We start from the raw sequence: 25,547 nt of genomic DNA on the forward strand, positions 1-25,547 counted from the left end.
GGCTGAGCCAGGGAGCATCCACGAAAGAAGAATGCGATGACCGCTCGGCCCGCCTGGCAGAAGTCCTCGTTCTGCGGTGAGGGGGACAACTGCGTCTACGTCAGCGCCGCCCCCGGCACCCTGGTCCGGGTGGCGGACCGCGCCGACCCGGCCCACCTGGTCCTCGCCACCACCCAGGCCGCCTGGGCCGATTTCCTGCGCGTGGTCAAGCAGTCGGACTAGCCCCGTCCCGACACGCGCCCTGTACGTGTCCACTCAAGGGATTTTGTCCGATTAGCGCGTATCTTCGGCCCATGCCCACGCCCTACGGATCCCGCGGCGGCATGGCGTTCGGCGCCGATGAGCTTCACGTGCTCAGGCGCTCGCTCGCTCACGCCCTTCAGTCCTCGACGGCCCCACTGACGGCCGTCGAGGTCCAGGACTGCCTGCGCCTCGCGGCGTCGGTGGACGACGCGGTCCAGGAGGCGGGGAGGCTCAGAGCGTTCCTCCTGGCCGACCTGGCGCGGTACAGAGCCGCGCTGCCCGGAAGCCTCTCCGGCTATCTGGAGCTGCTGCAGGACGCCCTGGCCGCCGGCTACGAACCGGTCCCGGACGACCTCGCCGCCCTGCGGGCGCTGCGCGCCAACCCGGTCGCCGCCGCGCTGCTGGAGCGCGCCCAGACCATCGCGGAGCGCTCCGTACGCCGCAGGCTGTCCACGGCGCCCGCACCGCGCACCCGGCTGCTGACCCTCGCGGGCGGCACCGACACGGGCGGCGCCGGCAAGGGCGGCTCCGAGAAGGAGAACGACCCCGCGCGCCCGAAGACCGAACCGCGCCCCGACGACCGCCCCGCACGGCCCGTCCCGACCCCGGGCGAGGTCTTCCCGCCGCGCCGCAAGCCCAGCCCGCCCCCGGAGGCCGGGCGCGCGGCAGGGTAGCTAGGCTGGGGGCATGGACTACGTTTCCGCGCTCGTGCCCCCCTTCGTGATGGCCGTGTTCTTCATCGCGCTCGTCGTGACGATCGTGAAGAGCCAGGGCGGTGCCAACAAGGGCAAGGAGGACGCGGCCGTCGACGCCGTGCTCGCCCGCGCCGAGGCCGCCCAGCAGTCCCAGCCCCAGAAGTAGGCCCCCTCGACAGGGGACGGGCGTACGGCTTCCCAGCCGTACGCCCGTATTTTGTTGCGCCTTGCCGCCCGGATAGCCGCGCAATTCACCACAACCCGCACTATCGTGCTGGTGTGCCTCGCCCCTTGGGAGAACTCGAAGACGCAGTCATGACGCGGGTGTGGCAGTGGAACCGCCCGGTCACCGTTCGTGAAGTCCTGGAAGACCTCCAGCAGGAACGGTCCATCGCGTACACCACGGTCATGACCGTTATGGACAATCTCCACCAGAAGGGCTGGGTCCGCCGCGAGGCCGAAGGCCGCGCCTATCGATATACGGCGGTCTCCACCCGGGCCGCTTACTCGGCCGCACTGATGAACGAAGCCTGGTCGACGAGCGACAACCCCGCAGCCGCCCTCGTGGCCTTCTTCGGCATGATGTCGGCGGAACAGCGCGAGGCACTCAGGGACGCCGTGCGCATCGTGCAGCCCGCGGAACCCGAAGCGTCCGCGGAGGCCGCCGACTCCCCGCCGTCCCCGCCGTCGCCGCCCGATGCCGAAGGCGACTCCGCGGCACCGGGCACCGCGCCGGGGCGATAACGTCCGGGCATGGGTGAGTTTTCCGCTGCACATGCAAAAACAGTGACGATCCGCCGAGCGCGCACCAGTGATGTTCCCGCGCTGCGCCGCCTGCTCGACCAGTACGTTCAGCAGCGGATCCTGCTGGACAAAGCGCCGGTCGTCCTTTATGAGGACATCCAGGAGTTCTGGGTCGCCGAACGCGACTCCGATGGCCAAGTCGTCGGCTGCGGTGCGCTCCACGTGATGTGGGAAGACCTGGCCGAAGTCCGCACTCTTGCCGTCGACCGCGACTTGAAGGGCGGGGGAGTCGGGCATCTCGTGCTCGACAAGTTGCTGGAGACCGCCCGGAGGGTGGGCGTCAGCCGGGTTTTCTGCCTGACCTTCGAAGTGGACTTCTTCGCGAAGCACGGCTTCACCGAGATCGGCGAGACCCCGGTCGAGACCGATGTGTACATGGAGCTGCTGCGTTCCTATGACGAGGGTGTCGCCGAGTTCCTCGGTCTCGAACGAGTGAAGCCGAACACCTTGGGCAACAGCCGGATGCTTCTGCACCTCTGATCGATCACCGCGGGGATTTCACGGGAGCCCCGGCTCCGTGCCCTATGTCCGAATCGCGCACGTTTCCCGACCCGTTGCGGACCCGAACCCGTGACGGGGGGTTTGTGTTTTCCAGGCAAAAGCGGTTTCCTTTCCGCGTACTGCTTTTCGATGAAAGGAAATCCCGGTGGCACAGAAGGTTCAGGTCCTTCTTGTCGACGACCTCGACGGCGGCGAGGCGGACGAGACGGTGACGTTCGCGCTGGATGGCAAGACCTACGAGATCGACCTCACCACCGCCAACGCTGAAAAGCTCCGCGGCCTCCTCGACCCGTTCACCAAGGGCGGTCGCCGCACCGGTGGCCGTGCCGCGGCGGGTCGTAGCAAGGGCGGCCGCGCCGCAGCGGCGCCCGGCAACCCGGACACGGCCGAGATCCGTGCCTGGGCCAAGGCCAAGGGCATGAGCGTCAACGACCGCGGCCGCGTCCCGCAGGACATCCGCGAGGCTTACGAGAACCGCGACTGACCTCCGGTCACAGTCGCGGCGGCGATGCGATCCGCACAGGCCGTACGCAGCCGCGCCCGGTGGCATTCCGTCGCCGCCGCCGCGACCAGGCGTACGAGACCGGGCCCGGCGGCGTCCCCGCCACGACCGGGCCCGGAGCCCCGCCCCGCAACGGGCAGGGCGGGCAGCAGTGCCTCACACCCCTGCTCGGGGGGCCGCAGCCACACGGCGGCCCCCCGAGGGCTTTCCCCGGGCCCCACCAGGTGTCCCGGCGGCGCCGGAGCGGTGATCCGGCCACCCGTACCCAGGGCGGCGAGATCCAGGGCCACCCCGCCCCACTCCAGCCAGTCGAGCAGCCCCTCCAGCTCATCGGCGCTCCCCGGGGCCACCAGGAACCGCATCCTGCGTCCCATGAGCGCCACCGGACCCGTGGCGCTGCCGCAGGGTCCGCGCAGCACCGCGGCACCGGCATCGGCCGGCAGCTCCAGTACGTCGAACCGCACGCCGGTCACCAGCTGCGCGGGCGGTCCGCCGGCCACGGGCCAGCCGAGCACGCGGGCGTACCAGTCCGCGGACGCATCGGTGCCTCCGGCCGCTTCGGCGGCGGGCGCCCCGATCGGGGCGCGGGGGAGCGGGACGGTGGGGGGCGGCGCGGTGAGGGCCATGCCCGGAGCAACTGCGGAAACGCTCGGGAGTTACGCGGGAGGGATGCGCGGCGTGACGCAGTGCACTCGTCCCAATGCGGAGCGTAAACGCCCGAGGAGCCGGAGTCTCACATTCAGGACGGAAGCGTGTTCGCCCGTAGCGGAGGGAACAGTCCTCCACCAGCGTGAATCGTCCGCTCTTACGGGTAAGACATTCCTAGTGGATCGGGGCGACACGCTGATTTGCAGGGTCCGAGACCGGCTTGCGTTCGCCATCGGCGTACACGTGTGACGGGTATCTGCCTGGCCTGCGGGAACATCGTCTCGCACCATCGGGTTGGAGCAGTTGTCGGCACTTACAGCCGGGTTTTCCCACGGACGTGAGGGTGAGCCGCGGACGGATGTCGGCAGTTGGAATGAGCTGTCCCGCCCCGCGGGACTAGCATGCGGAAGGACAGGGCGGGGACCGACCCCGAACTGCCCGACCGCTCTGAGGAGCGATAAACGATGTTCGAGAGGTTCACCGACCGCGCGCGGCGGGTTGTCGTCCTGGCTCAGGAAGAAGCCCGGATGCTCAACCACAACTACATCGGCACCGAGCACATCCTCCTGGGCTTGATCCACGAGGGTGAGGGTGTCGCCGCTAAGGCCTTGGAGAGCCTCGGGATTTCGCTCGAGGCTGTTCGCCAGCAGGTTGAGGAGATCATCGGACAGGGGCAGCAGGCCCCTTCCGGCCACATCCCCTTCACCCCGCGGGCGAAGAAGGTCCTGGAGCTTTCGCTCCGAGAGGCCCTCCAGCTCGGCCACAACTACATCGGCACCGAGCACATCCTGCTCGGCCTCATTCGCGAGGGCGAGGGCGTCGCCGCCCAGGTCCTGGTGAAGCTGGGCGCCGATCTCAACCGAGTCCGGCAGCAGGTCATCCAGCTGCTCTCCGGCTACTCCGGCGGAGGCAAGGAGTCGGCCACGGCCGGCGGCCCGGCCGAGGGCACGCCCTCGACCTCGCTCGTCCTGGACCAGTTCGGCCGCAACCTCACGCAGGCCGCTCGCGAATCCAAGCTCGACCCGGTCATCGGGCGCGAGAAGGAGATCGAGCGGGTCATGCAGGTGCTCTCCCGCCGGACCAAGAACAACCCGGTCCTCATCGGCGAGCCCGGCGTCGGCAAGACCGCCGTCGTCGAGGGCCTGGCCCAGGCGATCGTCAAGGGCGAGGTCCCCGAGACCCTCAAGGACAAGCACCTCTACACGCTTGACCTGGGTGCCCTGGTTGCCGGTTCCCGCTACCGCGGTGACTTCGAAGAGCGCCTCAAGAAGGTGCTCAAGGAGATCCGCACCCGCGGCGACATCATCCTGTTCATCGACGAGCTCCACACCCTCGTGGGTGCGGGTGCCGCCGAGGGCGCGATCGACGCCGCCAGCATCCTGAAGCCCATGCTGGCCCGTGGTGAGCTCCAGACCATCGGTGCCACGACGCTGGACGAGTACCGCAAGCACCTTGAGAAGGACGCCGCTCTCGAGCGACGCTTCCAGCCGATCCAGGTGGCGGAGCCTTCCCTCCAGCACACCATCGAGATCCTCAAGGGCCTGCGCGACCGCTACGAGGCCCACCACCGCGTCTCCATCACGGACGAGGCCCTCGTGCAGGCGGCCACCCTGGCCGACCGGTACATCTCGGACCGCTTCCTCCCGGACAAGGCGATCGACCTGATCGACGAGGCCGGCTCCCGGATGCGCATCCGCCGGATGACCGCGCCGCCGGACCTCCGCGAGTTCGACGAGAAGATCGCGAACGTGCGTCGCGACAAGGAGTCGGCCATCGACTCCCAGGACTTCGAGAAGGCGGCTTCCCTCCGTGATTCGGAGAAGCAGCTGCTGGCGGCGAAGGCCAAGCGCGAGAAGGAATGGAAGGCCGGCGACATGGACGTCGTCGCCGAGGTCGACGGCGAGCTCATCGCCGAAGTCCTGGCGACCGCGACCGGCATTCCGGTGTTCAAGCTGACCGAGGAGGAGTCCTCGCGGCTCCTGCGCATGGAGGACGAGCTCCACCGTCGCGTCATCGGCCAGAAGGACGCCATCAAGGCGCTCTCCAAGGCGATCCGCCGTACCCGTGCGGGTCTGAAGGACCCGAAGCGCCCGGGTGGCTCGTTCATCTTCGCCGGCCCGTCCGGCGTCGGTAAGACCGAGCTCTCCAAGGCGCTCGCCGAATTCCTCTTCGGCGACGAGGACGCGCTGATCTCCCTCGACATGTCGGAGTTCAGCGAGAAGCACACGGTTTCCCGTCTCTTCGGGTCGCCCCCCGGCTACGTGGGCTACGAAGAGGGCGGCCAGCTGACCGAGAAGGTCCGCCGGAAGCCGTTCTCCGTCGTCCTCTTCGACGAGGTCGAGAAGGCGCACCCGGATATCTTCAATTCCCTTCTCCAGATCCTGGAAGACGGTCGTCTGACCGACTCCCAGGGCCGGGTCGTGGACTTCAAGAACACGGTCATCATCATGACGACCAACCTGGGTACGCGGGACATCTCGAAGGGCTTCAACCTCGGCTTCGCGGCCCAGGGAGACACCAAGACCGGATACGACCGGATGAAGGCGAAGGTCAACGAAGAGCTCAAGCAGCACTTCCGGCCCGAGTTCCTCAACCGCGTCGACGACACGGTCGTCTTCCACCAGCTCACCGAGGAAGACATCGTCCAGATCGTCGACCTGATGATCGCCAAGGTCGATGACCGCCTGAAGGACCGTGACATGGGCATCGAGCTCAGCACGGAAGCGAAGGCACTGCTGGCCAAGCGCGGCTACGACCCGATCATGGGTGCCCGCCCGCTGCGCCGCACGATCCAGCGCGAGATCGAGGACACCCTGTCGGAGAAGATCCTCTTCGGCGAGCTGCGCCCCGGTCACATCGTGGTCGTCGGCAAGGAGGGTGAGGGCGACGAAGCCAAGTTCACCTTCCGCGGTGAGGAGAAGACTCCGATCTCGGACCTTCCCCCCATCGAGGCGTCGGGCTCCGGCCCGGACCTCACCAAGGGTGCGTAAGCGCTAGCCGCTCACAGCGGTACGAAGGGGCGGCCCCGGGACCGAAAGGTTCCGGGGCCGCCCCTTTGCCGTGGGCGGCCGGCCGTCACTGCGTCACTGCTCGTACACCTGCGGCACCATCTCCAGCTCCGCGTGCGGGAAACGGCGGAGCAGCCGCTCCTCGATGCCCTCCTCCCACGGCTCGTCGTCGTCGTAGAACAGCACGGTCCGCAGCGAGGGCAGCTCCGCGTGCTCGGCGAGGCCGGACAGGACGGCGCAGGACACGGCGATCTCCCGCAGGTTCTTCAGAGCCGAGAGCTCCGCCCACGCCGTCGTACTGCCGGGACGCCAGTCGCGACCCAGCTCCAGCCGTCGCAGGCCCGTGAGCCGGCCCAGACCGACGAGGTCCGGGTCCGCTTCCTCCAGCTCGATCGCTTCCAGCGGGGCTTCGGGGGAGACGTCGGTGAAGGACCACACACCGTCCTCGGCAGACAGGGTGAGCGTGCGCAGCCGGGGCCAGGAGGCGATGGGGAGGGCGCGGTTGAGGTAGAGGGAGACCTCTTCCAGGGGAAGCCCGTGCAGCGGACCCAGATCCCGCAGCTCGGACCAGCCGTTGACGACGAGGCGCCGCAGTGAGGTGTGGCCGCGCAGGAAGTCCACGTCCGTACCGCCGGCGAAGTACCACAGGGTCAGCCCCGACACCGGCTGGCGGGACAGGAAAGCGGTCAGGGCCTTGCGGCTGACCTTGCTGCCGATGTACAGGTCGGGCGGGCCGGTGAAGGAGGTCAGCGCCGCCAACTGGTCGTCCGAGTCGACGAAGACGTTTCTGGGCGGCGGGTCCATGTGCGCGAGCACCTGGGCGGCGTACCGGCGGGTATCGAATCGGCTCCACGCGCGGACCAGCAGCTCCCGGACCCGTTCGTCGGGGTCCCGGCAGTATCCGGCGAGGTAGCCGATGGCTTCGTCGGATCCCGCCGCCAGGGCCGCCCTCACCGAAAGGCGGGCATCGTCGCCCCGGGCGTCCTCGCCGCGGGGCAGCAGGTCCAGGACGAGCGGCCCGACCCGGCCGAGCGCTTCGGCGGCGTTCTCGTCCGAGGGCGGAACGAGACGGCGGGCGGCCGTCCGGACGTCCTCGCGGAGCTCCGGTTCGAGCTCGGCCGCGTACTCCAGCGACGCCAGGGCCAGCAGGACGGCCCGGTCCGTGTCCCGGACCAGCAGGTCGCGGATGATCGCCGCGCGTTCGCGGGGGCGGCCCTGGGCGACGGCCATGCGGATGACGTCCTCCCACTGGTCGTCGTCCGCGTGCCGGGTCAGTTCGCCCAGGCTGCCCTCGTCCAGGGCCGCCCGGGCTCCCAGGAAGTCCTGGAAGGTGCGGTGGACGAACTCCAAGGTGTCCTCGGTGGGGGCCCGCAGGAGGCCGGTCCGGTCCAGGAGGTGCCGTAGGACGGCCGGGGCGTCGCCCAGTGCCTGCGCCGCCGGTACGGCGGGCAGTGCGGCGGCGATCAGGGCCGTGGTCCGGTCCCGGCCGATCTCGGTGCGGCCGTTGCGGATGAGCCAGTACGCGAGCCGCTGGAGGAGCTGGAGCTGCGGCTCCTCGGGGAGTTCCGGCAGGCGCAGCTCGCGTTCGCGGTCGCGGCGGTGCAGCAGCATCGACAGGGCGGCCGTGTAGAGCTCCTTGCGGCCCGAGGGCAGGAAGCCGTGCCGTTCGCGGTGCAGGGCGCAGATCAGCCCGCACAGCAGCGGGTTGGTGGCGAGCCGGGCCAGCTCCGGCTTGGTGGCCAGGGAAGCCAGCAGCTGGTCGCGGAGTTCCTCGCCGGCCTCGGCCGCGTGGTGCCAGCGGGTGACGAAGCCGGCCACGTCGGCCCGGTTCATGGGGGACAGGGTCAGCTCGGCGAAGTCCTCGGAGGCCAGCCAGTCCTGCCGGACCGCCGAGGGCCGGGAGGTGACCAGCCAGCGGTTGCCGGGGTAGGCGGTGAGCAGATCGGTGAGCCAGTCGCGGGCGCGGTCCCGCTCCCCCTCCGGGATCTCGTCGATGCCGTCCACCAGGACCAGGCCCCGCCCCATGCTCAGCACCCGGCTCTCCCACCCCTCGGGGGCCCGGCCCTTCAGTGCGGTGGCGACCATGAAGTCCTCGGGGGCGGGCAGCCGCTCCCCGTAGAGGGTCAGGTTCCGCAGGGGCAGTACGAAGGGGACCAGGCCGCCCGCAGGCTCGTCGCGGGCGGTGGAGACGGCCAGCCACTGGATCAGGGTGGTCTTGCCGGAGCCGGCCCACCCCGCCCGGGGGCCCTCGTGGGCGCGGCCTCACGTAGTTCGGCAGCGAGGGCGGGCGGGCCCACTCGACCGAGGGTCCTGCGCGACGACGTCGCCCAGCGCATGGAGGGTGGCGGCCGTGATGACCTCCTCGATGCCCGGTGGCGGCGGCCGCTCGCGGGGGCACGCAGGGTCGGCGCGGCGGTTTGTAGGCGGGATTGCGCAGGTCATCCTCGGGACAGGGCGCGCTTCTCGCGCAGGGAGACGCTCCCAGCTTCCGCTGGGAGGCGTCCCGGAGGAGATCCGCACGAGGCGGTCCGCGAGCTCCACGCCCGCCCACTCCCCCCTTACACGAGGGGGGACACTACCGTTCCTTTTCGCTGTGCAGAAGCGAGTTCTGCGCAGTGGCACGCCCCGAACGGTCTTGGGCGCACTGGGTTCCGGCTTTCGCGGCCCGGTCGGCGACACGCATCGTGTGCGTGGTCCGTTCCGGGAGGTCCGGTTCCCTCACGACCTGGCCAAGTGGACGCGGCCAAGGGCGACGGGGAGGCCCTGAACCATCACTCCGGTGGAGCAGGGGCCCCGCACGCTGGCACCGCACCCGGCGTCCCAGATCGCACCAGCGACGCTACCCGACCAGGTGCGACCCCTCGCAAGCTGCCAATCCGACAACCACCCAATCGAGCTAACGCGAGCCTGCTTGCACTCCCCTGCGAGCAGTTCACTACCCCCGAGGCCAGCCGGATCCCCACCACGGATGCGTCCACGGGGCGGAGCGTAGCTCCGGTGTGACGCCGGTCGCAGGGCTTTGGTCCCGGCGGAGATCGGCAGAGGTCCCGAACCGGTGACAAGCCGCACAGGGCAAATCGGACCTACTAGGAACATTCGTAGAGATCAATGTCCGTTTTGCCCCACCGCTGGGCCAGTAAGTAGGCGGTCAACAGGGCTGACAGCCCCCTCTGCGTCTACGAGCCCGGGTAGTAACGGGGACGTTTGGGGAAGCCGGGGTGCCCGGGTTACCAAGGATGAGCAAGCAAGCCCGGCACCTGCTCAGCGTGCCGGGTCCTTTCTTGCCCGCAGCACTCTGCAGGACCCGCAACACCGTCCCCGTCCCCGGCCCGGAGGTTTCCTTCATGTCCGCGAAGCGCGTCAGCACCCGTCGTACCCGTATCGCCATCGGCGCCACCGCCCTCGGCGCGGCCCTGGCCCTCGGTGCCGGAACGACCGCCGCCTTCGCCGACGAGGTGCCCCAGGCCGAGCTGACGGGCACCGTCCAGCTGGTCTCCGAGCAGGCCGCCGCCCAGGCCGCGGCCCTCAAGGCGCAGGCCGCCCTGTGGGAGAAGCCGGTGTCGAAGTACACGCTCTCCGCGACCTTCGGCAAGGGCGGCACCATGTGGTCGCACAAGCACTCCGGCCAGGACTTCGCCGTCCCGGTCGGCACCCCGGTCGACGCCGTTTCGGCGGGCACCGTGGTCAAGGCCGGCCCGAACGGCGGCGGCGACGGCCCGGCCTACGGCAACGCCATCGTGATCAAGCACGCGAACAACACGTACTCCCAGTACGCGCACCTCTCGAAGATCCAGGTCACGGTCGGCGAGAAGGTCACCAAGGGCGAGCAGATCGCCCTCTCCGGCAACACCGGCAATTCGAGCGGCCCGCACCTCCACTTCGAGATCCGGACCACCCCGAACTACGGCTCGGCCGTGAACCCGGTGTCCTTCCTGCGCAAGGTCGGCGTCACCGTCTGATCAGCCGATCAGCCGATCAGCCGATCAGCCGATCACCCAGGCGTGGGTCGCGGTCGCGCGGCCCGCGGGGTCCAGCTCACCCTTGCGGTAGGCGGCGGCCTGCTCGGGCGTGAAGGCCGATTCGTAGATCCGGATGTCGTTCATCACGCCCTTGAACGCGCCGGCCCACGCGTCCTGGTGGCGGGCCCGGCCGAAGTTCAGCGGACCGGTGCTCTTCCCGATCCCCGGGATCGGGGCCTCGCCGGCCTTCTCTCCCTCCACGTAGAGGGAGATCATCTTCTTCTCGGCGTCGTGGACGGCCGTCAGCATCGTCCAGTCCTTGACCGTCTTCTTCCCCTCGGCGGCGACCGTCACGATCGTGGGCGTGGCGCCCTTGTCGTTGGTCCGCACGCGGAACACCCAGGCCTGCTGGCCGTTCACCTCGTCGGCGCCGAGCTCCAGGGCGAACGAATCCGAGGTGCCCTGGCTCATCACGACGTGCATGCCCTTCGCCGTGGAGTTGTTCTTGACGCGGGCCGCGAGGGTGAAGCTCTTGGTCGGATCCACGCCCTGCTCGGTGGCCTGGGCGTACGAGTTCGGAGTGCCCCTGAAGGTCAGCTCGTAGCGCGTCTTCGCCTTGGGCACCGAGACGTCGGGGCCCATGCGGACGCTGGTGCTGCCGACGCTGTCCCTGAGCAGGGAGACGTCGCTCGACACGGTGGGGGAGTAGCTCTTCGACGGGGAGTTGTCGGGGCCCGGCGACCCGGACGGGGACGCCGACGCGGAGGGGGCGTCGTCGGCCTTGTCCTTCGTGCCCGGCAGGCCGTCCCGCAGCACGAAGAACGTTCCGCCGCCGGCGAGCAGCAGCAGAACGGTCACCGCTCCGCCCACCATCCACAGCCGCTTCTTGCGTCGCTCGGAGGCCGTCCGGTCGGCCATCGCCTGCCAGTCGGGCTGCTCGCCGAGGGCCACGGGCGGCAGGTCCAGGCCGGGGCCGTTCGGGCCGAGAGAGCCGTGCGGTCCGTTCGGTCCGTTCGGCCCGTTCGGCCCGTTCGGGCCGGGCTCCTCGGGGAACGGCATCGGGGGGCCGAAGACGCCGGCCTCGGGCGGGCTCGGCGGGTAGCCGTAGCCACCGCCCTGCGGGTATCCGTACCCGCCGCCCTGCGGGTATCCGTAGCCGTGGCCGTCGCCCGGCGCGGGCTGCCCCGGCTGTCCGGTCTGTCCGGCCGGGTCGGGCTGTTCGGGTCGGCCGGGCGGGAACCCGTAGCCGCCCGGCGCGGGTATCCCCGGCGGGAACCCGTAGCCGCCGCTCTCCGGGGCGGGCTCGGGCTGGGGGCTCTGCGGGCGATCCGTACCGTCAGTCATGGTTCGGATGCTAAAACATCGGCGTTCTCAATCGAACAGCCGAGGGTCGCGATACGACACCGATCGCTCCCGGACCCGCCCGGTCACCCGGTCCCTCGGTTACCCGGTCGCCCCGTCGCCCCGTCGCTCAGTCCTCCCGGCGGACGATGGGGAAGCTCCCCGTCGCCGTCGGCGCGCGCTCCGGCAGCCACAGCACCGCGACCGCCCCGGCCGCCGCGCCTGCGTGGACGAATCCGCCGGGGGCCGCCACGTTGCGGAACGTCAGCCGGGCGCCCAGCACCCGCGCCTGCCCCTCCGCGATGGTCAGCCCCAGCCCGTGCCCCACCCCGGCCCGGTCCGTGGACCCGGTCCGGAACCGGCTCGGGCCCTCCTTGAGCAGGGCCTCGGGGAAGCCCGGCCCGTGGTCCCGGACCCGCACGACCCGGCCTTCGACATCGACCTGGACCGGCGCCCGCCCGTACCGCGCGGCGTTCGCGAGGAGGTTGCCGAGGATCCGCTCCAGGCGGCGCGGGTCGGTGCTGACGATCTCGTCCGCCACGATCCTGATGCTCGCCTCCGGCATCAGCGAGGTGACCCGGCGGCTCACGAACTCGCCCAGCGCCACCTCCTGGAGCTCCGCCCGCTCGGACGCGCTGTCCAGCCGGGCCACCTCCAGCACGTCCTCGACCAGGGCCCGCAGCGCCTGCGCGCGGTCCCGTACGAGCTCGGTCGGCCGGCCCGGCGGCAGCAGTTCCGCGGCCGTGAGCAGGCCCGTCACCGGCGTGCGCAGCTCGTGCGCGATATCGGCGGTCACCCGCCGCTCGGCCTCCAGCCGCTGCTGGAGCGCGTCGGCCATCGCGTCGACCGCCCGCGCGAAGTCGTCGGTCTCGTCGCGTACGACGCCCCCGACCGCGTCCCGCACCCGTACCCCGGGATCCCCGTGCGCCACCCGCTGCGCGGCTGCCGCGGCCTTGCGCAGCCGGCTGGAGATCTGGCCGCCGATCAGCACGCCGAGCGCCGAGGCGCCGATCACCACGGGGAGGAAGCCGATGAGCAGGGCCCGGTCCAGGTCGCGCACCATGTTGGCGCTCTCCCGGAACTGCGTGTGCAGCGACAGCACCTGCCCGTTGCCCAGCGGTACGGCCGCCCAGACCTCGGGGCCCGCGTTCGGGCTGTCCTGGACGTAGGTGCCGCGCCGCCCGGACCGGGCCTTCTCGCGGAGCTCGGCGGGCAGGTCGGGGTCGTTGAGCTTGGCGCCCATGGGGGGCTTGCGGCCGGCCTCGGCGTTGCGGGAGATGAACTGCACCCGGTCGAGCTGCACCTCGCGCGCGCTCTCCAGCATCGACGCACGGGCAGCGCTGTGCACCACCAGGCTCAGTGCGATGGCGGTCAGCGCGCCCACGGACGCGATGGCGAGCGTGATCTTCCAGCGGATCCCGGTCCGCAGGGTGAACCGGCTCATTCAGCTTTCATCCCCGCGCTCGTCTTTCGTCCACGCGCTCGTCCCCCGTGCTCGTTCTCCTCAAGGCATCAGGCCTTGAGCTTGTATCCGAATCCCCGGACCGTTTCGATCCGGTCCTGCCCGATCTTGGTGCGCAGCCGCTGGACGTGGACGTCCACGACGCGGGTGTCGCCGCCCCAGTCGTAGTCCCACACCCGCTCCAGCAGCCGGTCGCGCGAGAGCACCGTGCCGGGGGAGGTGGAGAACTCCAGCAGCAGCCGCATCTCGGTGGGGGTCAGGGCCACCGAGACGCCCGCCTTGCGCACCTCCATGCCCTCGGTGTCGACCTCCAGGTCGCCGAAGAGCAGGACTCCGCGCTCGCCGGAGGCGTCCTCCTCGGACCCGCCCTGCGGGCCGCCGGCGTGGCCGAAGCGGCGCAGCACCGCGCGGATGCGGGCGACGAGGACGGAGCCGTCGAAGGGCTTGGTGACGTAGTCGTCGGCGCCCGCCTCCAGGCCCAGCACCACGTCGATGGAGTCGGCGCGCGCCGACAGCATGATGACGGGAACGGTGGACTCGTCGCGGATGCGGCGGCACAGGCTCACGCCGTCCATCCCCGGGACCATCACGTCGAGCAGCGCGATGTCGGGCCGGTCGGCCCGGAAGGACTCCAGACCGGACAGCCCGTCGGGCATGGCGGTGACCACGAACCCGTCGCGTTCCAGCGCCAGGGTCGTGGCCTCACGGATGACGTCGTCGTCCTCCACGAACAGCACATGGGTCTCGGCCATGGGGAGCCTCGCCTCGCCTCGGTACTCGTTGCTCAGTTCTTCGGGTTGCTCAGTTCTTCGGGTTGCCCAGCTCTACGGGTTGCTCAGCTCTTCGGGCTGACGGCCGGGGCGGGGGCCGTCCCGCCGTCGACCACGCTGCTGTAGTCGGTGTGCACCCGGTCCTGCTCGGTGAACCGCTCGCCGTTCCAGCGGTACGTGATCAGGTCCTCGCCCGAGGGATAGGAGAGCGCGTCGCTCTTCCCGTAGACCGGCTTGGTGACGACCAGGTCGCCCCGGTCGATCTCGGCGTAGACGGGCGGCTGCTCGTCCGAGAACACATTCTCGTACGAGCCCCCGTCCGCGCGGTAAACGAACGACCCGCGGCCGAGCGCGTCGGCGCAGGACAGGACGTTGACCACGATGTCGACCGCCGGGCCGCCGGTGACCTTCCCGTAGCTGACGTCCACCGGGTACTCGTTGCCCGAGCAGGGCTTCAGGTCCCGCTTGATCTCGGAGCTGATCTTGGGGTCCGCCTTGATCAGGGCGATCGGGTCGACCTTGGCGGCCGGCTTGCCGGAGGCCTGAGGGACGAGGGGGGTGGCCGCGCCCGCCGAGAGTTCGGAGGGTGCCGAGGAGGGGCCGCCGGTCTTGGCCACCGACTCGGTACGGGCCGGGCCGCCGTCCCGCAGGCCGGTGCCCCCCGTCGAGCATCCGACCGCGAACAGCACGGTGCCGGCGAGGACGACCGTCCCCGCCGACATCAGTACCACCGAGCTCTTGCCGCTCAGTCTTGGGCCAGTCAGGCCGCGCACCGCTCACGCCCCTCGTACCGGATCGTGTGGTCACCGCGCTCCAGCGCGCGCAGGTCCAGGTCCCGGCTCTCCAGTTCCTGCCGGAGTCGGGCCAGTGCGCGGTGCAGAGTGCTCTTCACGGTTCCCGCCGACATGCCGAGCGCCGCGGCCGTCTCCTCGGTGCTCATCTGCTCCCAGTGTCGCAGCACCACCACACTGCGCTGCTTGGGCGCGAGCACCTTGAGGATGTCCATGAGCAGGGCGCGGTCGGCACGCTGGTCCGAACCGTCCTCGACGGAGGCGTCGGGGAGCTGTTCGGTGGGAACCTCTTCGAGCTTGCGGGCCCGCCACCATTCGGTACGGGTGTTGATCATGACACGGCGCAGGTACGCGTCGGCAAGGGACTTGTCGGCGATGCCGTCCCAGCGGCCGTAGGTGCGGACGAGCGCGGTCTGCAGGAGGTCCTGTGCGTCGGTCGGGTCCGGAACCAGGCGACGGGCACTGCGCAGCAGCGCGTCCTGCCGGGTGCGTACGTACTCTTCGAATTCGAGTACCTCGCCGTGCGCCATCTCAGACCGCCTCCGTTCCGACCAACCGCTCATCCGCTGCCTTACGGATTCGACGGTACGGAGGCGTTGTCACGGCCCTGTGCGGGTCAGCCTTCGGTGGGCGCACGGACACCCATAGGTTGTGTAACGGCGCCCGTGAGCTGCGGTTTCTCCGGGCAAGCGGAATCCCTGAGTCAGCTTCAGGGAGCGGTGGGTGCGGTGTCGGTGGCGGCCTTCGCGGGGGCGGCCGGAAGCCGGTACATGAGCCCGGGCAGCGGCTCCACGAGCCCGTCCGAGACCAGCCCGTCGAGTGCGCGGGCCCGCTGTACGGGCTCCTCCCAGACGGTGTCGAGGAGGGACTGCGGCACGGCGCCGACCGCCTCGCGCAGCACCGCGAGGAGTTTGCCGCGCACCTGGCGGTCCGTCCCGGCGTACGTCTGCCCGCGCCGCGGCGGTCCCTCGTGAGGGGGCTTCCCGGCCAGCCGCCAGGCGCACAGCCCGGCCACCGGACAGCTCCCGCAGTCCGGGCTCTTGGCCGTGCACACCAGTGCCCCGAGCTCCATGGAGGCCGCCGCCCAGCGGGCCGCGGTGTCCTCGTCCCCGGGCAGCAGGGCCCGCGCCAGGCGGCGCTCGGCGGCGGTCGTGGCGTTCGGCGGGTACTCGACCCCGGTCGCGGTGCGCGCGAAGACCCGGCGCACGTTGGTGTCGAGGACCGCGTGCCGCTGCCCGTACGCGAAGGAGGCCACGGCGGCCGCCGTGTACTCACCGATCCCGGGCAGGGCCAGCAACTGCGCGTGCTCGCGCGGTACGTCGCCCCCGTGCCGCTCCGTTATGGCGACGGCCGCGCCGTGCAGGCGCAGGGCCCGGCGCGGATATCCGAGGCGGCCCCAGGCGCGGACGGCCTCGCCCGGGGCGTCGGCGGCGAGGTCGGCGGGCCGGGGCCAGCGGGCGAGCCACTGCTCGTAGACCGGCAGGACCCGGTTGACGGGGGTCTGCTGGAGCATGAACTCGCTGACCATCACCCCCCAGGGGCCGGCCTCGGGGCGGCGCCAGGGCAGGTCGCGGGCGTGTGCTTCGAACCACGCGATGACGGGGGAGTGCAGCGCGGTGGTGGGAATGGTTGCAGTCATGGCAGACGGCATCCTGGCACGTTTCGGGCCCGCCGGGTGCCGTGTCGATCCCTGGCGGGCGCACCGGGGTCGGGACCGGTGCGGGGCCGGGGCCGGGACCGGGGCCGGTGTCAGCGGGCGGGATCCGGGCCGGTGATCAGGACGGCCGTGCGGCCGCCGCTCGTCCGCACGGCGGCAACGACCCTGGTCGCGGGGCCGGCGAGCGCGAGGGCGGCGAGGGCGGCGAGGCTCGCGCCCAGCAGCAGGCCCATGGCCACGTCGTGCGGGTAGTGGACACCGACGAAGACGCGGGAGAAGGCCATCAGCAGGGCCAGCGGAACGGTCAGCAGCACGAGTTTGCGCGCTGCGATGGCCAGGGCCACGGCCGCGGCGCCCGCGATGCTGGCGTGGTTGCTGGGGAAGGACCAGTCGCCGGTGGCCGGGCACTTGATCAGCGAGGCCGCCGCCCCGGCCACGGCCCGGCAGGGGCGCTCCTCGTCGACGCTGGACTTCACCAGCTCGGAGGCGACGTAGGCCAGGGCGGTGACGAAGGGGGCGAGCACCGCCAGCGCCACCGTGCGGGGGTCGCGGGCGCCACGTGATCGCCACCACACGGCTATGAAGAGGGCGCCGAACACGAGCAGCCCGTACTCGGTCCAGAACTCGAACGCCGATTGCACCCAGGCGGGGGTCGAGTGGGCGAAATCGGTCACGTCGAGGTAGAGGCCGGAGCTGTCCATGGTGACTGAAGGTACCTAAATCGGAATAACGTCTTCATCAGTCTCCGGGCCGATTTCCGGCGCCCCGGATCACCCCGCAGGATGATCATCGGCAAAACAAGCCGAGTGCGCGGCATGTGGGGCACTGATCGCACCGGGAACTCTCGTAAGGTTCCGTCCGTGGGATCTCTGCGCAATCCGGTCGGGCCGCTCCCCTCCTCCATCTACTGGCGACGGAGGGCCGTGCTGGCGTCCGTTGCCGCGCTCCTCGCGATGCTCGCCGTATGGACCGTCAGTTCCGGTGCGGGCAAGTCGAGTACCAACGGCAAGGGCCAGGGCGGCTCCGGTCCCGTCACCCAGATCACCCCCGGCCCCTCGGGCTCCGGTCCGGCGATCAGTCAGGCCCCGGGCGGGCGCGGGGAGTCGGGCTCCGGCGGCGCCGGTACGAGCGCCGGCACCGGCACGGGCTCCGACCCCGGCGCGAGCCCCGGCACGGGCAAGAACGGCGAACCGGGCGCCGATCCCGGCACCGCCGGCCAGGGCGGGACGGACGGCTCCGGCGGCTCCGGCGCGGGCCAGGCCGTCCCGGCGGACTCGCCGCTGCCCACGTGCGCGCCCAGTGCGCTGCAGTGGGAGGTCAAGAGCGTGAAGAACGAGTACGAGGCGAGCGAGAAGCCGCGCCTCGAACTCGTCGCGCGCAACGTCTCGGGCACGACCTGCAAGGTTGACCTCGGCCCGAAGCAGGCGGTATTGACGATCACTCAGGCGAGCAACGCCAAGCCGGTCTGGTCCTCCGCGGACTGCCCGGCGGGGGCGGGCAACGTCTTCTACCGGGTGCCGTCGCAGGGCGAGACCCTGCAATCCCTGGAGTGGGACCGCCGCTTCAGCGAGGCGACCCAGTGCCAGTCGCCTCCGGCGGGGGTGGCGGCGGCGGACACGTACGTGGTGGAGGTCAAGTCCCCCGGCATGCCGGTGGCTCGGACTTCGTTCGTCCTGAAGCCGGAGTAGTCGGCGCGGCGCCGTTGCCGCGGGGCTCCGCCCCCGGACCCCCGCGCCTCAAACGCCGGCGGGGCTGGTTTTGGGCTGACGCCGGCCGCATGGCCCGCAGCGCGATCCCAGCTCAGCGCGGCGCACGACGGGCCCCGGACGGGGCGGGATTGCCCGAAGGGCAAATCCAGTGCCGCGCAGCGCACGATGGGCCCCGGGCGGGGCTGGGGTTGCCCGCAGGGCAATTTCAGCCCCTCCGGCGTTTGAGGAGCGGGGTCCGGGGCGGCGCCCCGGGAGCGGCGCTCAGCCGCAGACCCCGGAGCCGCGGCGGAGCCTAGACGTACCGCTCCAGGATGGAGGACTCCGCCAGGCGGGACAGGCCCTCGCGGACGCTCCGGGCACGGGCTTCGCCGACGCCGTCGACCGTCTGGAGGTCGTCCACCGAGGCGGCGAGCAGCTTCTGCAGCCCGCCGAAGTGCTCCACGAGCCGCTCGATGATCGCCCCCGGCAGCCGCGGAATCTTCGCCAGCAGCCGGTACCCGCGCGGGGACACCGCGGAGTCCAGGGTCTCGGGCGACCCCGTGTACCCCAGGGCCTTCGCCACGATCGCCAGCTCCAGCAGCTCCGGATGCGTCAGCGCGTCCAGCGCGGGCAGCGCTTCCTCCACCGTGCGGGAACGCTTCGCCGTCGGCTCCGGCACGTAGTCCCGGATGACGAGCTCCCGCTCCTGCTCGATCCCGACCGTCAGCTCGTCGAGCTGGAGCGAGAGCAGCCGGCCGTCCGTGCCGAGCTCCACCACGTACTCCGCGATCTCCGTCGCGATGCGCCGCACCATCTCCAGCCGCTGCGCCACCGCCGTGACGTCGCGGACCGTCACCAGGTCCTCGATCTCCAGCGCGGACAGCGTCCCGGCGACCTCGTCCAGGCGGAGCTTGTACCGCTCCAGCGTGGCCAGCGCCTGGTTCGCCCGCGACAGGATCGCCCCGGACTCCTCCAGCACGCGCCGCTCGCCGTCCACGTACAGCGCGATCAGCCGCATCGACTGCGAGACCGACACCACCGGGAAACCGCACTGCTTCGAGACCCGGTCCGCGGTCCGGTGCCGGGTGCCCGTCTCTTCCGTGTGGATCGACGCGTCGGGCACCAGCTGGACGCCCGCGCGCAGGATCTTGGTGATGTCCTTGTCCAGGATCAGCGCGCCGTCGAGCTTGCACAGCTCGCGCAGCCGGGTCGCGGTGAACTCCACGTCCAGGACGAAACCGCCCGTGCACATGGCCTCGACCGACTTGTCCATACCGAGGACGATGAGCCCTCCGGTGTTGCCGCGAACGATCCGTTCGAGCCCGTCGCGCAGGGGCTGACCAGGTGCGACCGCGCTCAGCGAGGCGCGCATCATGGCGTCCTGCTTGGAGCTCGCGCCCGACTTTCCGGATGCTGCTGCCCCGTCCTTGGCTGCCACTGCACTCCTCCGGTCGCGGGATGTACCGCCTGCGTACGGCCGGGCGGACCATCCCGAAGTCTACCGGCGCGGCCCCGGCGCCCGTCGTGCCTTGGCGCGGCCGGGCCGGGGAGCACTCCGTCGGGGTCCGCCGACCTGCTGTTCGCCGGTCCCGGACGGGGCGGCCCACCCGGTGCTAGCCCGCGGGCTGCTCCTTCGCCGGCGTACGCGACCGCCCGCGCGGCAGGACCCGTAGGGCGTCGCCCATGTCGGCGACCTCGGTCACCTTCATGCCCGCCGGCACCTTCCCCGGGTCCGACGGCACCAGCGCGTGCGTGAAGCCGAGGCGGTACGCCTCCGCGAGCCGCCGCTGCACCCCCGTCACGCGCCGGACCTCGCCCGCGAGGCCGACCTCCCCGATGGCCACCAGGTTCTTCGGGAGCGGTACGTCGCTGGCGGCCGAGGCCAGGGCCAGCGCGACGGCCAGGTCGGCGGCCGGCTCGGTGAGCTTCACCCCGCCCACGGTGGCGGTGTAGATGTCCCGCTTGCCGAGTGCCGTGATCCGCCCGCGCTGCTCCAGCACCGCCAGCATCATCGAGACGCGCGAGGTCTCCAGCCCGGAGGTGGTGCGGCGCGGGGAGGGGATCTGCGAGTCCACCGTCAGCGCCTGCACCTCGGCGACCAGCGGGCGCTTGCCCTCCAGGGTCACCGTCAGGCAGGTGCCGGGGACGGCCTCGGCGCGGCGGGTCAGGAACAGCCCGCTCGGGTCGGCGAGCCCGTTGATGCCCTCGTCGGTGAGCTCGAAGCAGCCGACCTCGTCCGTGGTGCCGTACCGGTTCTTCACGCCGCGTACGAGGCGCAGCCGCGCGTGCCGGTCGCCCTCGAAGCTCAGGACCACGTCGACCAGGTGCTCCAGCAGCCGGGGACCGGCGATCGCCCCGTCCTTGGTGACGTGGCCGACCAGCAGCGTGGACATCCCGCGCTCCTTGGAGGCGCGGATCAGCGCCCCGGCGACCTCCCGGACCTGCGCCATGCCGCCGGGTGCGCCGTCGATCTCGGGGGAGGCGACCGTCTGTACGGAGTCCATGATCAGCAGCGAGGGCTTCACGGCGTCGAGGTGCCCGAGCACGGCGGACAGATCGGTCTCGGCGGCCAGGTAGAGGTGCTCGCTGAGCGCGTTGATCCGGTCGGCCCGCAGCCGCACCTGGCTCGCCGACTCCTCGCCCGTGACGTACAGCGTGCGGTGCTCGTCGGAGGCGGCCTTCGCCGCGACGTCGAGCAGCAGCGTGGACTTGCCGACGCCCGGCTCGCCCGCGAGCAGGACGACCGCGCCGGGCACCAGCCCGCCGCCCAGCACCCGGTCCAGCTCGCTGACGCCCGTGCTGCGCGCGGTCGCCGTCCGCACGTCGACCTGCCCGATCGGCACGGCGGCCGTGGTGACCCGGCCGGCCGCGGTGGTGCGCACGGCGGGGGCGCCGCCGAGCTCCTCGACCGTGCCCCAGGCCTGGCACTCGGGGCACCGGCCGAGCCACTTGGCGGTGGAGTACCCGCACTCGGTACAGCGGTAGGACGGCCGGTCCTTGGCGGATGAACGAGATGTACGGGCAGCCATGCGGCCCACGGTAGCCGCCGCCACCGACAGCCCGCGCCGGACGGGCTCCGCGACGGTCCCGCAGGCGTCCCGCGGCCGGTCGGTGGCTGGTCCGAGGCCGGCCCTGCGGTCGGCCCCGTGGTCGGCCCCGCGTGCACGCCGTGGCGTGCACCGTCAGGGGCGCCGTCAGCACGGCGTCGATCTGTTCACCCGTAAGGGCTAAAAGTGGTGAAGGCTTCCGGAGCGCCACCGGCGCGCCGCCTACGGTCACCAAGTGACCAGCAGCAACCAGGGACACCCCGCACCGCGCACCGGCGCACACCGGGCGCACGGGCGCACGCCCCCCGAGGGGACCAGGGTGGAGCAGCCGCCACCGTTCCGGTACGAGCCCTACCTGGACGGGCTGTTCACGTACTGCCTCTCGGTCCTGTGCGACCACGACAGCGCCACCGACGTGCTCGGCGACGTCCTCGCCGTGGCCGACCGGCATCCCGGCCGCTGCCCCGACGAGGGGGACCGGCGGGCCTGGCTGTACGCCCTCGCGCGCTGGGCCTGCCTGCGCAGGCTGGCCGAGCGGCGGCGTACGCGCTACGGCTACGGGGGAGCGCATTCCGCCCGGCGTGCACCGGAGCACACGGCCGCCGGCCGTGCGCCGGATCCCGCGAGCGCCGACGCGAACGCGGCCGCGAACGCCGCGGGGGCCGGACACGCGGGCTCCGCAGGCTCTGCGGGCCCCGCCGGTCACGGCGGTCTTGACGTGTACGCCTACCGCCGCACCGAGCTCGCCCGCCTCGCCTGGCCGGAGGCCGCCGGAACCACCCCCGAGCAGCGCGAGGCACTCGAACTCGCCGTCCGCCACCGCCTCGGCGTCCCCGAACTCGCCGCCGTCCTCGGTACGCCCCCGGCCGCCGCCCGCGAGCTGCTCACCGGCGCCGCCTGCGAGGTGGAGCGCACCCGCGCCGCCCTCGCCGTCGTCGAGACGGGCAACTGCCCGACCGTGTCCCGGCTCACCGGAGACGACGGGGAGGGCGGAGGAGACGGGAACCTGCTCCTCTCCTCCTCCCTGCGCGCCGAACTCGTGCGCCACGTGGACGACTGCCCGCGCTGCCGCCGAGCCGCCGAACGCGTGGGCGCCGGCGGCCCCTGGCCCGGCTCGGGCGGCGTCAACACCGCCGCCCTCCCGCTGGTCCCGGCCCCGCGCACCGCCGTGCACGCCGCGATGCTCCGCTCCGGCGGCCGCCGGGGCGCCGGGACCGGCCCGCGCTTCGACCGCACCGGCTTCCCGATGGACCCCAAGGACCGGGCTGCCCGCCGCGAGCGGCTGCGCGCCCGCGCCGTGACCACCACGGTCGTCGCCACCGTCGTCGCGGCCCCCGTGCTGGCGCTGTGGGCGGCCTACCGGGGCGCCCCGAGCACCGGGGAACCCGTGGGCAACGGCTCCACGCGCATCTCGGCGAGCGAGGCCGAGCTCCCGCTGGCCCGTACCGACGGCCGCCCGCTGACGGCGTACGAGAACGCGGGCAACGCCGCCGTCACCACCGACGGCCCCGGCTTCGCCCCGTCCGCAGCCGCCCCCGACGTCTCCGTGGAGGTCATCAGCAGCGGAGCGCCGCCGAGCTCCACACCCGGCGCCCCCGGCGCCCCGGGCCGGCTGACCGCGGCCGCCTCCACCCGCGGAGCGACCACGCTGCTCACCCTCACCGCCTCGGGCGGGGCACCGGTCGACTGGCGGCTGTGGTCCGACGCCCCGTGGCTCCGCGCCAGTACGACCTCGGGCCGGCTGGCACCAGGAGAATCGGTCACCCTACGGATCACCGTGGACTCCGGAGCCCAGCCCGTAGGGGCCTGGAGCGCCCGGGTCGGGGTGGACCCGGGCGGCGCGGTGATCTCCATCCGGGGCCGGGGCCGCCCGGCACCCACCCCGCCCGACCCGGAGCCCACGCCGACTCCGACGCCCACTCCGACACCCAGCCCGCCCGACCCGACGCCGACCCCCACTCCGACGCCCACGCCCACCCCGACGCCGACCCCGACGCCGAGCCCCTCGGACGGAGCCACACCGGAGCCGGAGCCGACCCCGGTCCCGGCCTCGTAGCCCTGCCGCCTACGGCGCGGGGGTGGGGGCGGGGTCGGCCGGGTGCGGGGCCATCGGCAGCAGCGAGGCGAGCCGCGCCTCGCAGAGCCGTACGAGCTCCTCGTAGGCCTCCTTGCCCATCAGCTCCGTCAGCTCGGCGCGGTACGACACGTACACCGGCTTGCCGGCGCCGTGCGCGGAGGTGGCAGAGGTGCACCACCAGTGCAGGTCGTGGCCGCCCGGCCCCCAGCCGCGCCGGTCGTACTCGCCGATCGACACCTGGAGGATGCGGGTGTCGTCGGGCCGGTCGATCCAGTCGTAGGTCCGCCGGACGGGGAGCTGCCAGCACACGTCCGGCTTGGTCTCCAGCGGCTCCTGGCCGCCGCGCACCGCCAGGATGTGCAGGGAACAGCCGGCCCCGGCCGGGAAACCGGGCCGGTTCAGGAAGATGCAGGCACCGTCCCAGCGACGGGTCTGCTTCTCCCCGTCGTCGTCGTGCTGCGTCCACCCGGTCTCGCTGCCGACGTCGTGGAACTGCCACAGCTCCGGCGTCAGCCGCGCCACGTTCTCCGCGACCCGCTTCTCGTCGTCCTCGTCGGAGAAGTGCGCGCCGAGGGTGCAGCAGCCGTCGTCCGCGCGGCCGGCCTGAATGCCCTGGCAGCCGCTGCCGAAGATGCAGGTCCAGCGGGAAGTGAGCCAGGTCAGGTCACAGCGGAAGACCTGCTCCTCGTCGGCGGGGTCCGGGAACTCCACCCAGGCCCGCGGGAAGTCGAGCCCCTTCTCGTCCGCCTCGGCGGGCTTGGCACCCTTGGCACCCTTGGCGGCCTTGCCGACCTTGGTCTTGGGCTTGTTGGCCTTCTTCGTATTTGGCACAAACCCCAGCCTAAGCGCCCCTTACTCCACCCTTAGGCCTTTGGACCAGTAGCGTTTCCCCTCATGAGACTCGGTGTCCTTGATGTGGGTTCGAACACGATCCATCTGCTGGTGGTGGACGCGCACCCCGGCGCGCGCCCGCTGCCCGCGCACTCGCACAAGGTGGAGCTGCGGCTGGCGGAGCTGCTCGACGAACACGGCGCGGTGACGCCCGAGGGCGTCGAGCGGCTGGTTTCCGTCATCGGGGACGCGGTGCAGGCCGCGGAGGACAAGGGGTGCGAGGACGTCCTCCCCTTCGCGACGAGCGCGGTACGGGAGGCCAGGAACGCCGACGAGGTCCTGGCCCGGGTCAAGGCGGAGACCGGCGTGGACCTTCCCGTCCTCAGCGGCGACGACGAGGCCCGCCTGACGTTCCTCGCGGCGCGGCGCTGGTTCGGCTGGTCGTCGGGCAAGCTGCTGCTCCTCGACATCGGCGGGGGCTCGCTGGAGATCGCGTACGGCATCGACGAGGACCCGGACGCGGCGGTCTCGCTCCCGCTGGGCGCAGGCCGCCTGACGGCGGGCTGGCTTCCGGGTGACCCGCCGGACCAGGCGGACGTCCGGGCCCTGCGGCGCCACGTACGGGCCCAGATCGCCCGTACGGTCGGCGAGTTCAGCCGCTTCGGGGCGCCGGACCGGGTGGTGGCCACGTCGAAGACCTTCAAGCAGCTGGCGCGGATCGCGGGCGCGGCTCGCTCCGCGGACGGCCTCTACGTCCAGCGGGACCTGACGCGGAAGTCCCTGGAGGAGTGGGTCCCGCGACTGGCGGCGATGACCACCGCCCAGCGGTCGGCCCTCCCCGGAGTCTCGGAGGGCCGCTCCAACCAGCTTCTGGCCGGAGCGCTGGTGGCGGAGGGCGCGATGGATCTCCTCGGTGTCGAGTCCCTGGAAGTCTGCCCCTGGGCCCTTCGCGAAGGCGTCATCCTCCGTCGGCTGGACCACCTCGGGAGGTCCACCCCCGTCGGGGTGTGACCGCCCGCGCGGCGCCGCTGCACGGGGACCAGTCCCCGGACCCCTGCGCCTCAAACGCCGGCGGGGCTGGGGTGTGGCCGGCCTCGGTTTGTACGTGGGGGTGGCTGCGGGTGGGGCCGGTGCCGGGGGCGGGGTGGGGTGTCGGCCTGGACTGCATGATTTAGGCGCCCTCTGCTCTACTCCGACAGGGCGCGGCTTGCTTCCGCGCCACAAATCACGCTCTACGTCCAGGCCGACACCCCACCCCGCCCCCGTCCCCCGACCCCGCCGAGCTCCGGACGCATCCGGCCCTGCCGGGGGTGTTGCAGCGCGTACTTGAGCTGCCCGGCGTTCGATGCCCGGGTCCGGGCCCGGGCCCTGCCTGGGGCCTTTCCCTCTCAGCCCGCCCGGAACGGTTCCCACCAGCCGCCCGAGTCAGGCGCCCGGTGCTAGGTGCCTGGTGCTCGGTGCTCGGTGTCCGGTGCCAGGTGCCCGATGTCCGGTGCCAGGTGCCAGGTGCCCGATGTCCGGTG

General features: G+C 71.9%; 22 protein-coding genes and 1 pseudogene. 11 read left to right on the forward strand and 12 right to left on the reverse strand.

Translation table 11 applies throughout. The features are described from left to right. The first annotated feature begins 36 nt into the window (after positions 1-36). The 6 genes from ACODT5_RS40665 (at position 37) to ACODT5_RS40690 (ending at position 2,727) form a co-directional block, all read left to right on the forward strand. Entirely contained in the window at positions 37-222 is a 186-nt protein-coding gene (locus tag ACODT5_RS40665; RefSeq protein ID WP_327254297.1) for a DUF397 domain-containing protein, read from the forward strand. 101 nt (positions 223-323) lie between these two features. After that, positions 324-917, forward strand: a complete 594-nt coding sequence (locus ACODT5_RS40670; protein WP_422525179.1) for a hypothetical protein — start codon at positions 324-326, stop codon at positions 915-917. Positions 918-930: 13 nt separating this feature from the next. Continuing rightward, positions 931-1,104, forward strand: coding sequence for a hypothetical protein (locus ACODT5_RS40675; protein WP_327254299.1), 174 nt, complete (start codon positions 931-933; stop codon positions 1,102-1,104). 113 nt (positions 1,105-1,217) lie between these two features. After that, complete coding sequence (locus tag ACODT5_RS40680) at positions 1,218-1,682, forward strand: BlaI/MecI/CopY family transcriptional regulator (protein ID WP_422524006.1); 465 nt, start codon at positions 1,218-1,220, stop codon at positions 1,680-1,682. Between the two features lie 9 nt (positions 1,683-1,691). Then, a complete protein-coding gene (locus ACODT5_RS40685) occupies positions 1,692-2,222 on the forward strand; it encodes an amino-acid N-acetyltransferase (protein WP_422524007.1) in 531 nt (176 codons plus the stop codon). 166 nt (positions 2,223-2,388) lie between these two features. Next, positions 2,389-2,727 (forward strand): histone-like nucleoid-structuring protein Lsr2, encoded by a 339-nt coding sequence (locus ACODT5_RS40690; RefSeq protein WP_422524008.1) that lies wholly within the window; start codon positions 2,389-2,391, stop codon positions 2,725-2,727. Here the strand turns inward: ACODT5_RS40690 and ACODT5_RS40695 are convergent. Next, entirely contained in the window at positions 2,709-3,371 is a 663-nt protein-coding gene (locus ACODT5_RS40695) for an SCO3374 family protein (RefSeq protein ID WP_422524009.1), read from the reverse strand. The genes ACODT5_RS40690 and ACODT5_RS40695 overlap by 19 nt on opposite strands. A 486-nt stretch (positions 3,372-3,857) precedes the next feature. Between ACODT5_RS40695 and ACODT5_RS40700 the strand changes: the two genes are divergently transcribed. After that, the gene (locus tag ACODT5_RS40700) at positions 3,858-6,383 is read left to right on the forward strand and encodes an ATP-dependent Clp protease ATP-binding subunit (protein WP_422524010.1); all 2,526 of its coding nucleotides are present in this window, start codon (positions 3,858-3,860) and stop codon (positions 6,381-6,383) included. A gap of 93 nt (positions 6,384-6,476) precedes the next feature. On the opposite strand, the pseudogene ACODT5_RS40705 reads toward ACODT5_RS40700, so the two are convergent. Then, positions 6,477-8,624 (reverse strand): annotated as a pseudogene (locus ACODT5_RS40705) (NACHT domain-containing protein); the annotation flags it as partial. A gap of 1,121 nt (positions 8,625-9,745) precedes the next feature. Between ACODT5_RS40705 and ACODT5_RS40710 the strand changes: the two are divergent. Then, positions 9,746-10,360: a M23 family metallopeptidase gene (locus ACODT5_RS40710; protein WP_422524011.1), complete on the forward strand. Its 615-nt coding sequence runs from the start codon at positions 9,746-9,748 to the stop codon at positions 10,358-10,360. Positions 10,361-10,384: 24 nt separating this feature from the next. Here ACODT5_RS40710 and ACODT5_RS40715 read toward each other — a convergent pair whose 3' ends face one another. From ACODT5_RS40715 to ACODT5_RS40745, 7 genes are all read right to left on the reverse strand, one after another. Beyond that, complete coding sequence (locus ACODT5_RS40715) at positions 10,385-11,704, reverse strand: LamG-like jellyroll fold domain-containing protein (RefSeq protein WP_422524012.1); 1,320 nt, start codon at positions 11,702-11,704, stop codon at positions 10,385-10,387. A 127-nt stretch (positions 11,705-11,831) separates the two neighbouring features. After that, the gene (gene cseC / locus ACODT5_RS40720) at positions 11,832-13,145 is read right to left on the reverse strand and encodes a two-component system sensor histidine kinase CseC (RefSeq protein ID WP_422524013.1); all 1,314 of its coding nucleotides are present in this window, start codon (positions 13,143-13,145) and stop codon (positions 11,832-11,834) included. A 68-nt stretch (positions 13,146-13,213) separates the two neighbouring features. After that, on the reverse strand, positions 13,214-13,915 hold the full coding sequence (gene cseB / locus ACODT5_RS40725) for a two-component system response regulator CseB (RefSeq protein WP_422524014.1): 702 nt from the start codon (positions 13,913-13,915) through the stop codon (positions 13,214-13,216). A gap of 83 nt (positions 13,916-13,998) precedes the next feature. Beyond that, the gene (locus tag ACODT5_RS40730) at positions 13,999-14,655 is read right to left on the reverse strand and encodes a hypothetical protein (RefSeq protein WP_422524015.1); all 657 of its coding nucleotides are present in this window, start codon (positions 14,653-14,655) and stop codon (positions 13,999-14,001) included. A gap of 38 nt (positions 14,656-14,693) precedes the next feature. Next, positions 14,694-15,254, reverse strand: a complete 561-nt coding sequence (locus ACODT5_RS40735) for a SigE family RNA polymerase sigma factor (RefSeq protein WP_389441882.1) — start codon at positions 15,252-15,254, stop codon at positions 14,694-14,696. Positions 15,255-15,433: 179 nt separating this feature from the next. After that, entirely contained in the window at positions 15,434-16,363 is a 930-nt protein-coding gene (locus ACODT5_RS40740) for an HhH-GPD family protein (RefSeq protein WP_422524016.1), read from the reverse strand. A 110-nt stretch (positions 16,364-16,473) separates the two neighbouring features. After that, positions 16,474-17,082 (reverse strand): phosphatase PAP2 family protein, encoded by a 609-nt coding sequence (locus tag ACODT5_RS40745; protein ID WP_422524017.1) that lies wholly within the window; start codon positions 17,080-17,082, stop codon positions 16,474-16,476. A 159-nt stretch (positions 17,083-17,241) separates the two neighbouring features. Between ACODT5_RS40745 and ACODT5_RS40750 the strand changes: the two genes are divergently transcribed. Then, on the forward strand, positions 17,242-18,069 hold the full coding sequence (locus ACODT5_RS40750; protein ID WP_422524018.1) for a hypothetical protein: 828 nt from the start codon (positions 17,242-17,244) through the stop codon (positions 18,067-18,069). Positions 18,070-18,382: 313 nt separating this feature from the next. Here the strand turns inward: ACODT5_RS40750 and disA are convergent, their stop codons facing one another. Next, the gene (disA, locus tag ACODT5_RS40755; RefSeq protein ID WP_389696522.1) at positions 18,383-19,507 is read right to left on the reverse strand and encodes a DNA integrity scanning diadenylate cyclase DisA; all 1,125 of its coding nucleotides are present in this window, start codon (positions 19,505-19,507) and stop codon (positions 18,383-18,385) included. Between the two features lie 175 nt (positions 19,508-19,682). After that, positions 19,683-21,098, reverse strand: a complete 1,416-nt coding sequence (gene radA, locus ACODT5_RS40760; protein WP_422524019.1) for a DNA repair protein RadA — start codon at positions 21,096-21,098, stop codon at positions 19,683-19,685. A 253-nt stretch (positions 21,099-21,351) separates the two neighbouring features. Between radA and ACODT5_RS40765 the strand changes: the two genes are divergently transcribed. Then, positions 21,352-23,172: a BACON domain-containing protein gene (locus tag ACODT5_RS40765; protein ID WP_422524020.1), complete on the forward strand. Its 1,821-nt coding sequence runs from the start codon at positions 21,352-21,354 to the stop codon at positions 23,170-23,172. Positions 23,173-23,181: 9 nt separating this feature from the next. On the opposite strand, the gene ACODT5_RS40770 is transcribed toward ACODT5_RS40765, so the two are convergent. Then, positions 23,182-24,024 carry a DUF3109 family protein gene (locus tag ACODT5_RS40770; protein ID WP_422524021.1) on the reverse strand — a complete coding sequence of 281 codons (843 nt, stop codon included), beginning with the start codon at positions 24,022-24,024 and terminating at the stop codon, positions 23,182-23,184. A gap of 63 nt (positions 24,025-24,087) precedes the next feature. Here ACODT5_RS40770 and ACODT5_RS40775 point away from each other — a divergent pair, with 63 nt between their 5' ends. Beyond that, complete coding sequence (locus ACODT5_RS40775; RefSeq protein ID WP_422524022.1) at positions 24,088-25,035, forward strand: Ppx/GppA family phosphatase; 948 nt, start codon at positions 24,088-24,090, stop codon at positions 25,033-25,035. The last annotated feature ends 512 nt before the right edge of the window (positions 25,036-25,547 follow it).

This window comes from Streptomyces tatrensis (assembly GCF_049310065.1).
Taxonomy (GTDB): Bacteria; Actinomycetota; Actinomycetes; order Streptomycetales; family Streptomycetaceae; genus Streptomyces.

Coding starts and splice junctions, on each gene's coding strand:
- ACODT5_RS40665 (WP_327254297.1), top strand. CDS start 37: ATGACCGCTCGGCCCGCCTGGCAGAAGTCCTCGTTCTGCGGTGAGGGG.
- ACODT5_RS40670 (WP_422525179.1), top strand. CDS start 324: ATGGCGTTCGGCGCCGATGAGCTTCACGTGCTCAGGCGCTCGCTCGCT.
- ACODT5_RS40675 (WP_327254299.1), top strand. CDS start 931: ATGGACTACGTTTCCGCGCTCGTGCCCCCCTTCGTGATGGCCGTGTTC.
- ACODT5_RS40685 (WP_422524007.1), top strand. CDS start 1,692: ATGGGTGAGTTTTCCGCTGCACATGCAAAAACAGTGACGATCCGCCGA.
- ACODT5_RS40695 (WP_422524009.1), bottom strand. CDS start 3,371: ATGGCCCTCACCGCGCCGCCCCCCACCGTCCCGCTCCCCCGCGCCCCG.
- ACODT5_RS40700 (WP_422524010.1), top strand. CDS start 3,858: ATGTTCGAGAGGTTCACCGACCGCGCGCGGCGGGTTGTCGTCCTGGCT.
- ACODT5_RS40710 (WP_422524011.1), top strand. CDS start 9,746: ATGTCCGCGAAGCGCGTCAGCACCCGTCGTACCCGTATCGCCATCGGC.
- ACODT5_RS40715 (WP_422524012.1), bottom strand. CDS start 11,704: ATGACTGACGGTACGGATCGCCCGCAGAGCCCCCAGCCCGAGCCCGCC.
- cseC (WP_422524013.1), bottom strand. CDS start 13,145: ATGAGCCGGTTCACCCTGCGGACCGGGATCCGCTGGAAGATCACGCTC.
- cseB (WP_422524014.1), bottom strand. CDS start 13,915: ATGGCCGAGACCCATGTGCTGTTCGTGGAGGACGACGACGTCATCCGT.
- ACODT5_RS40730 (WP_422524015.1), bottom strand. CDS start 14,655: ATGTCGGCGGGGACGGTCGTCCTCGCCGGCACCGTGCTGTTCGCGGTC.
- ACODT5_RS40735 (WP_389441882.1), bottom strand. CDS start 15,254: ATGGCGCACGGCGAGGTACTCGAATTCGAAGAGTACGTACGCACCCGG.
- ACODT5_RS40740 (WP_422524016.1), bottom strand. CDS start 16,363: ATGACTGCAACCATTCCCACCACCGCGCTGCACTCCCCCGTCATCGCG.
- ACODT5_RS40745 (WP_422524017.1), bottom strand. CDS start 17,082: ATGGACAGCTCCGGCCTCTACCTCGACGTGACCGATTTCGCCCACTCG.
- radA (WP_422524019.1), bottom strand. CDS start 21,098: ATGGCTGCCCGTACATCTCGTTCATCCGCCAAGGACCGGCCGTCCTAC.
- ACODT5_RS40775 (WP_422524022.1), top strand. CDS start 24,088: ATGAGACTCGGTGTCCTTGATGTGGGTTCGAACACGATCCATCTGCTG.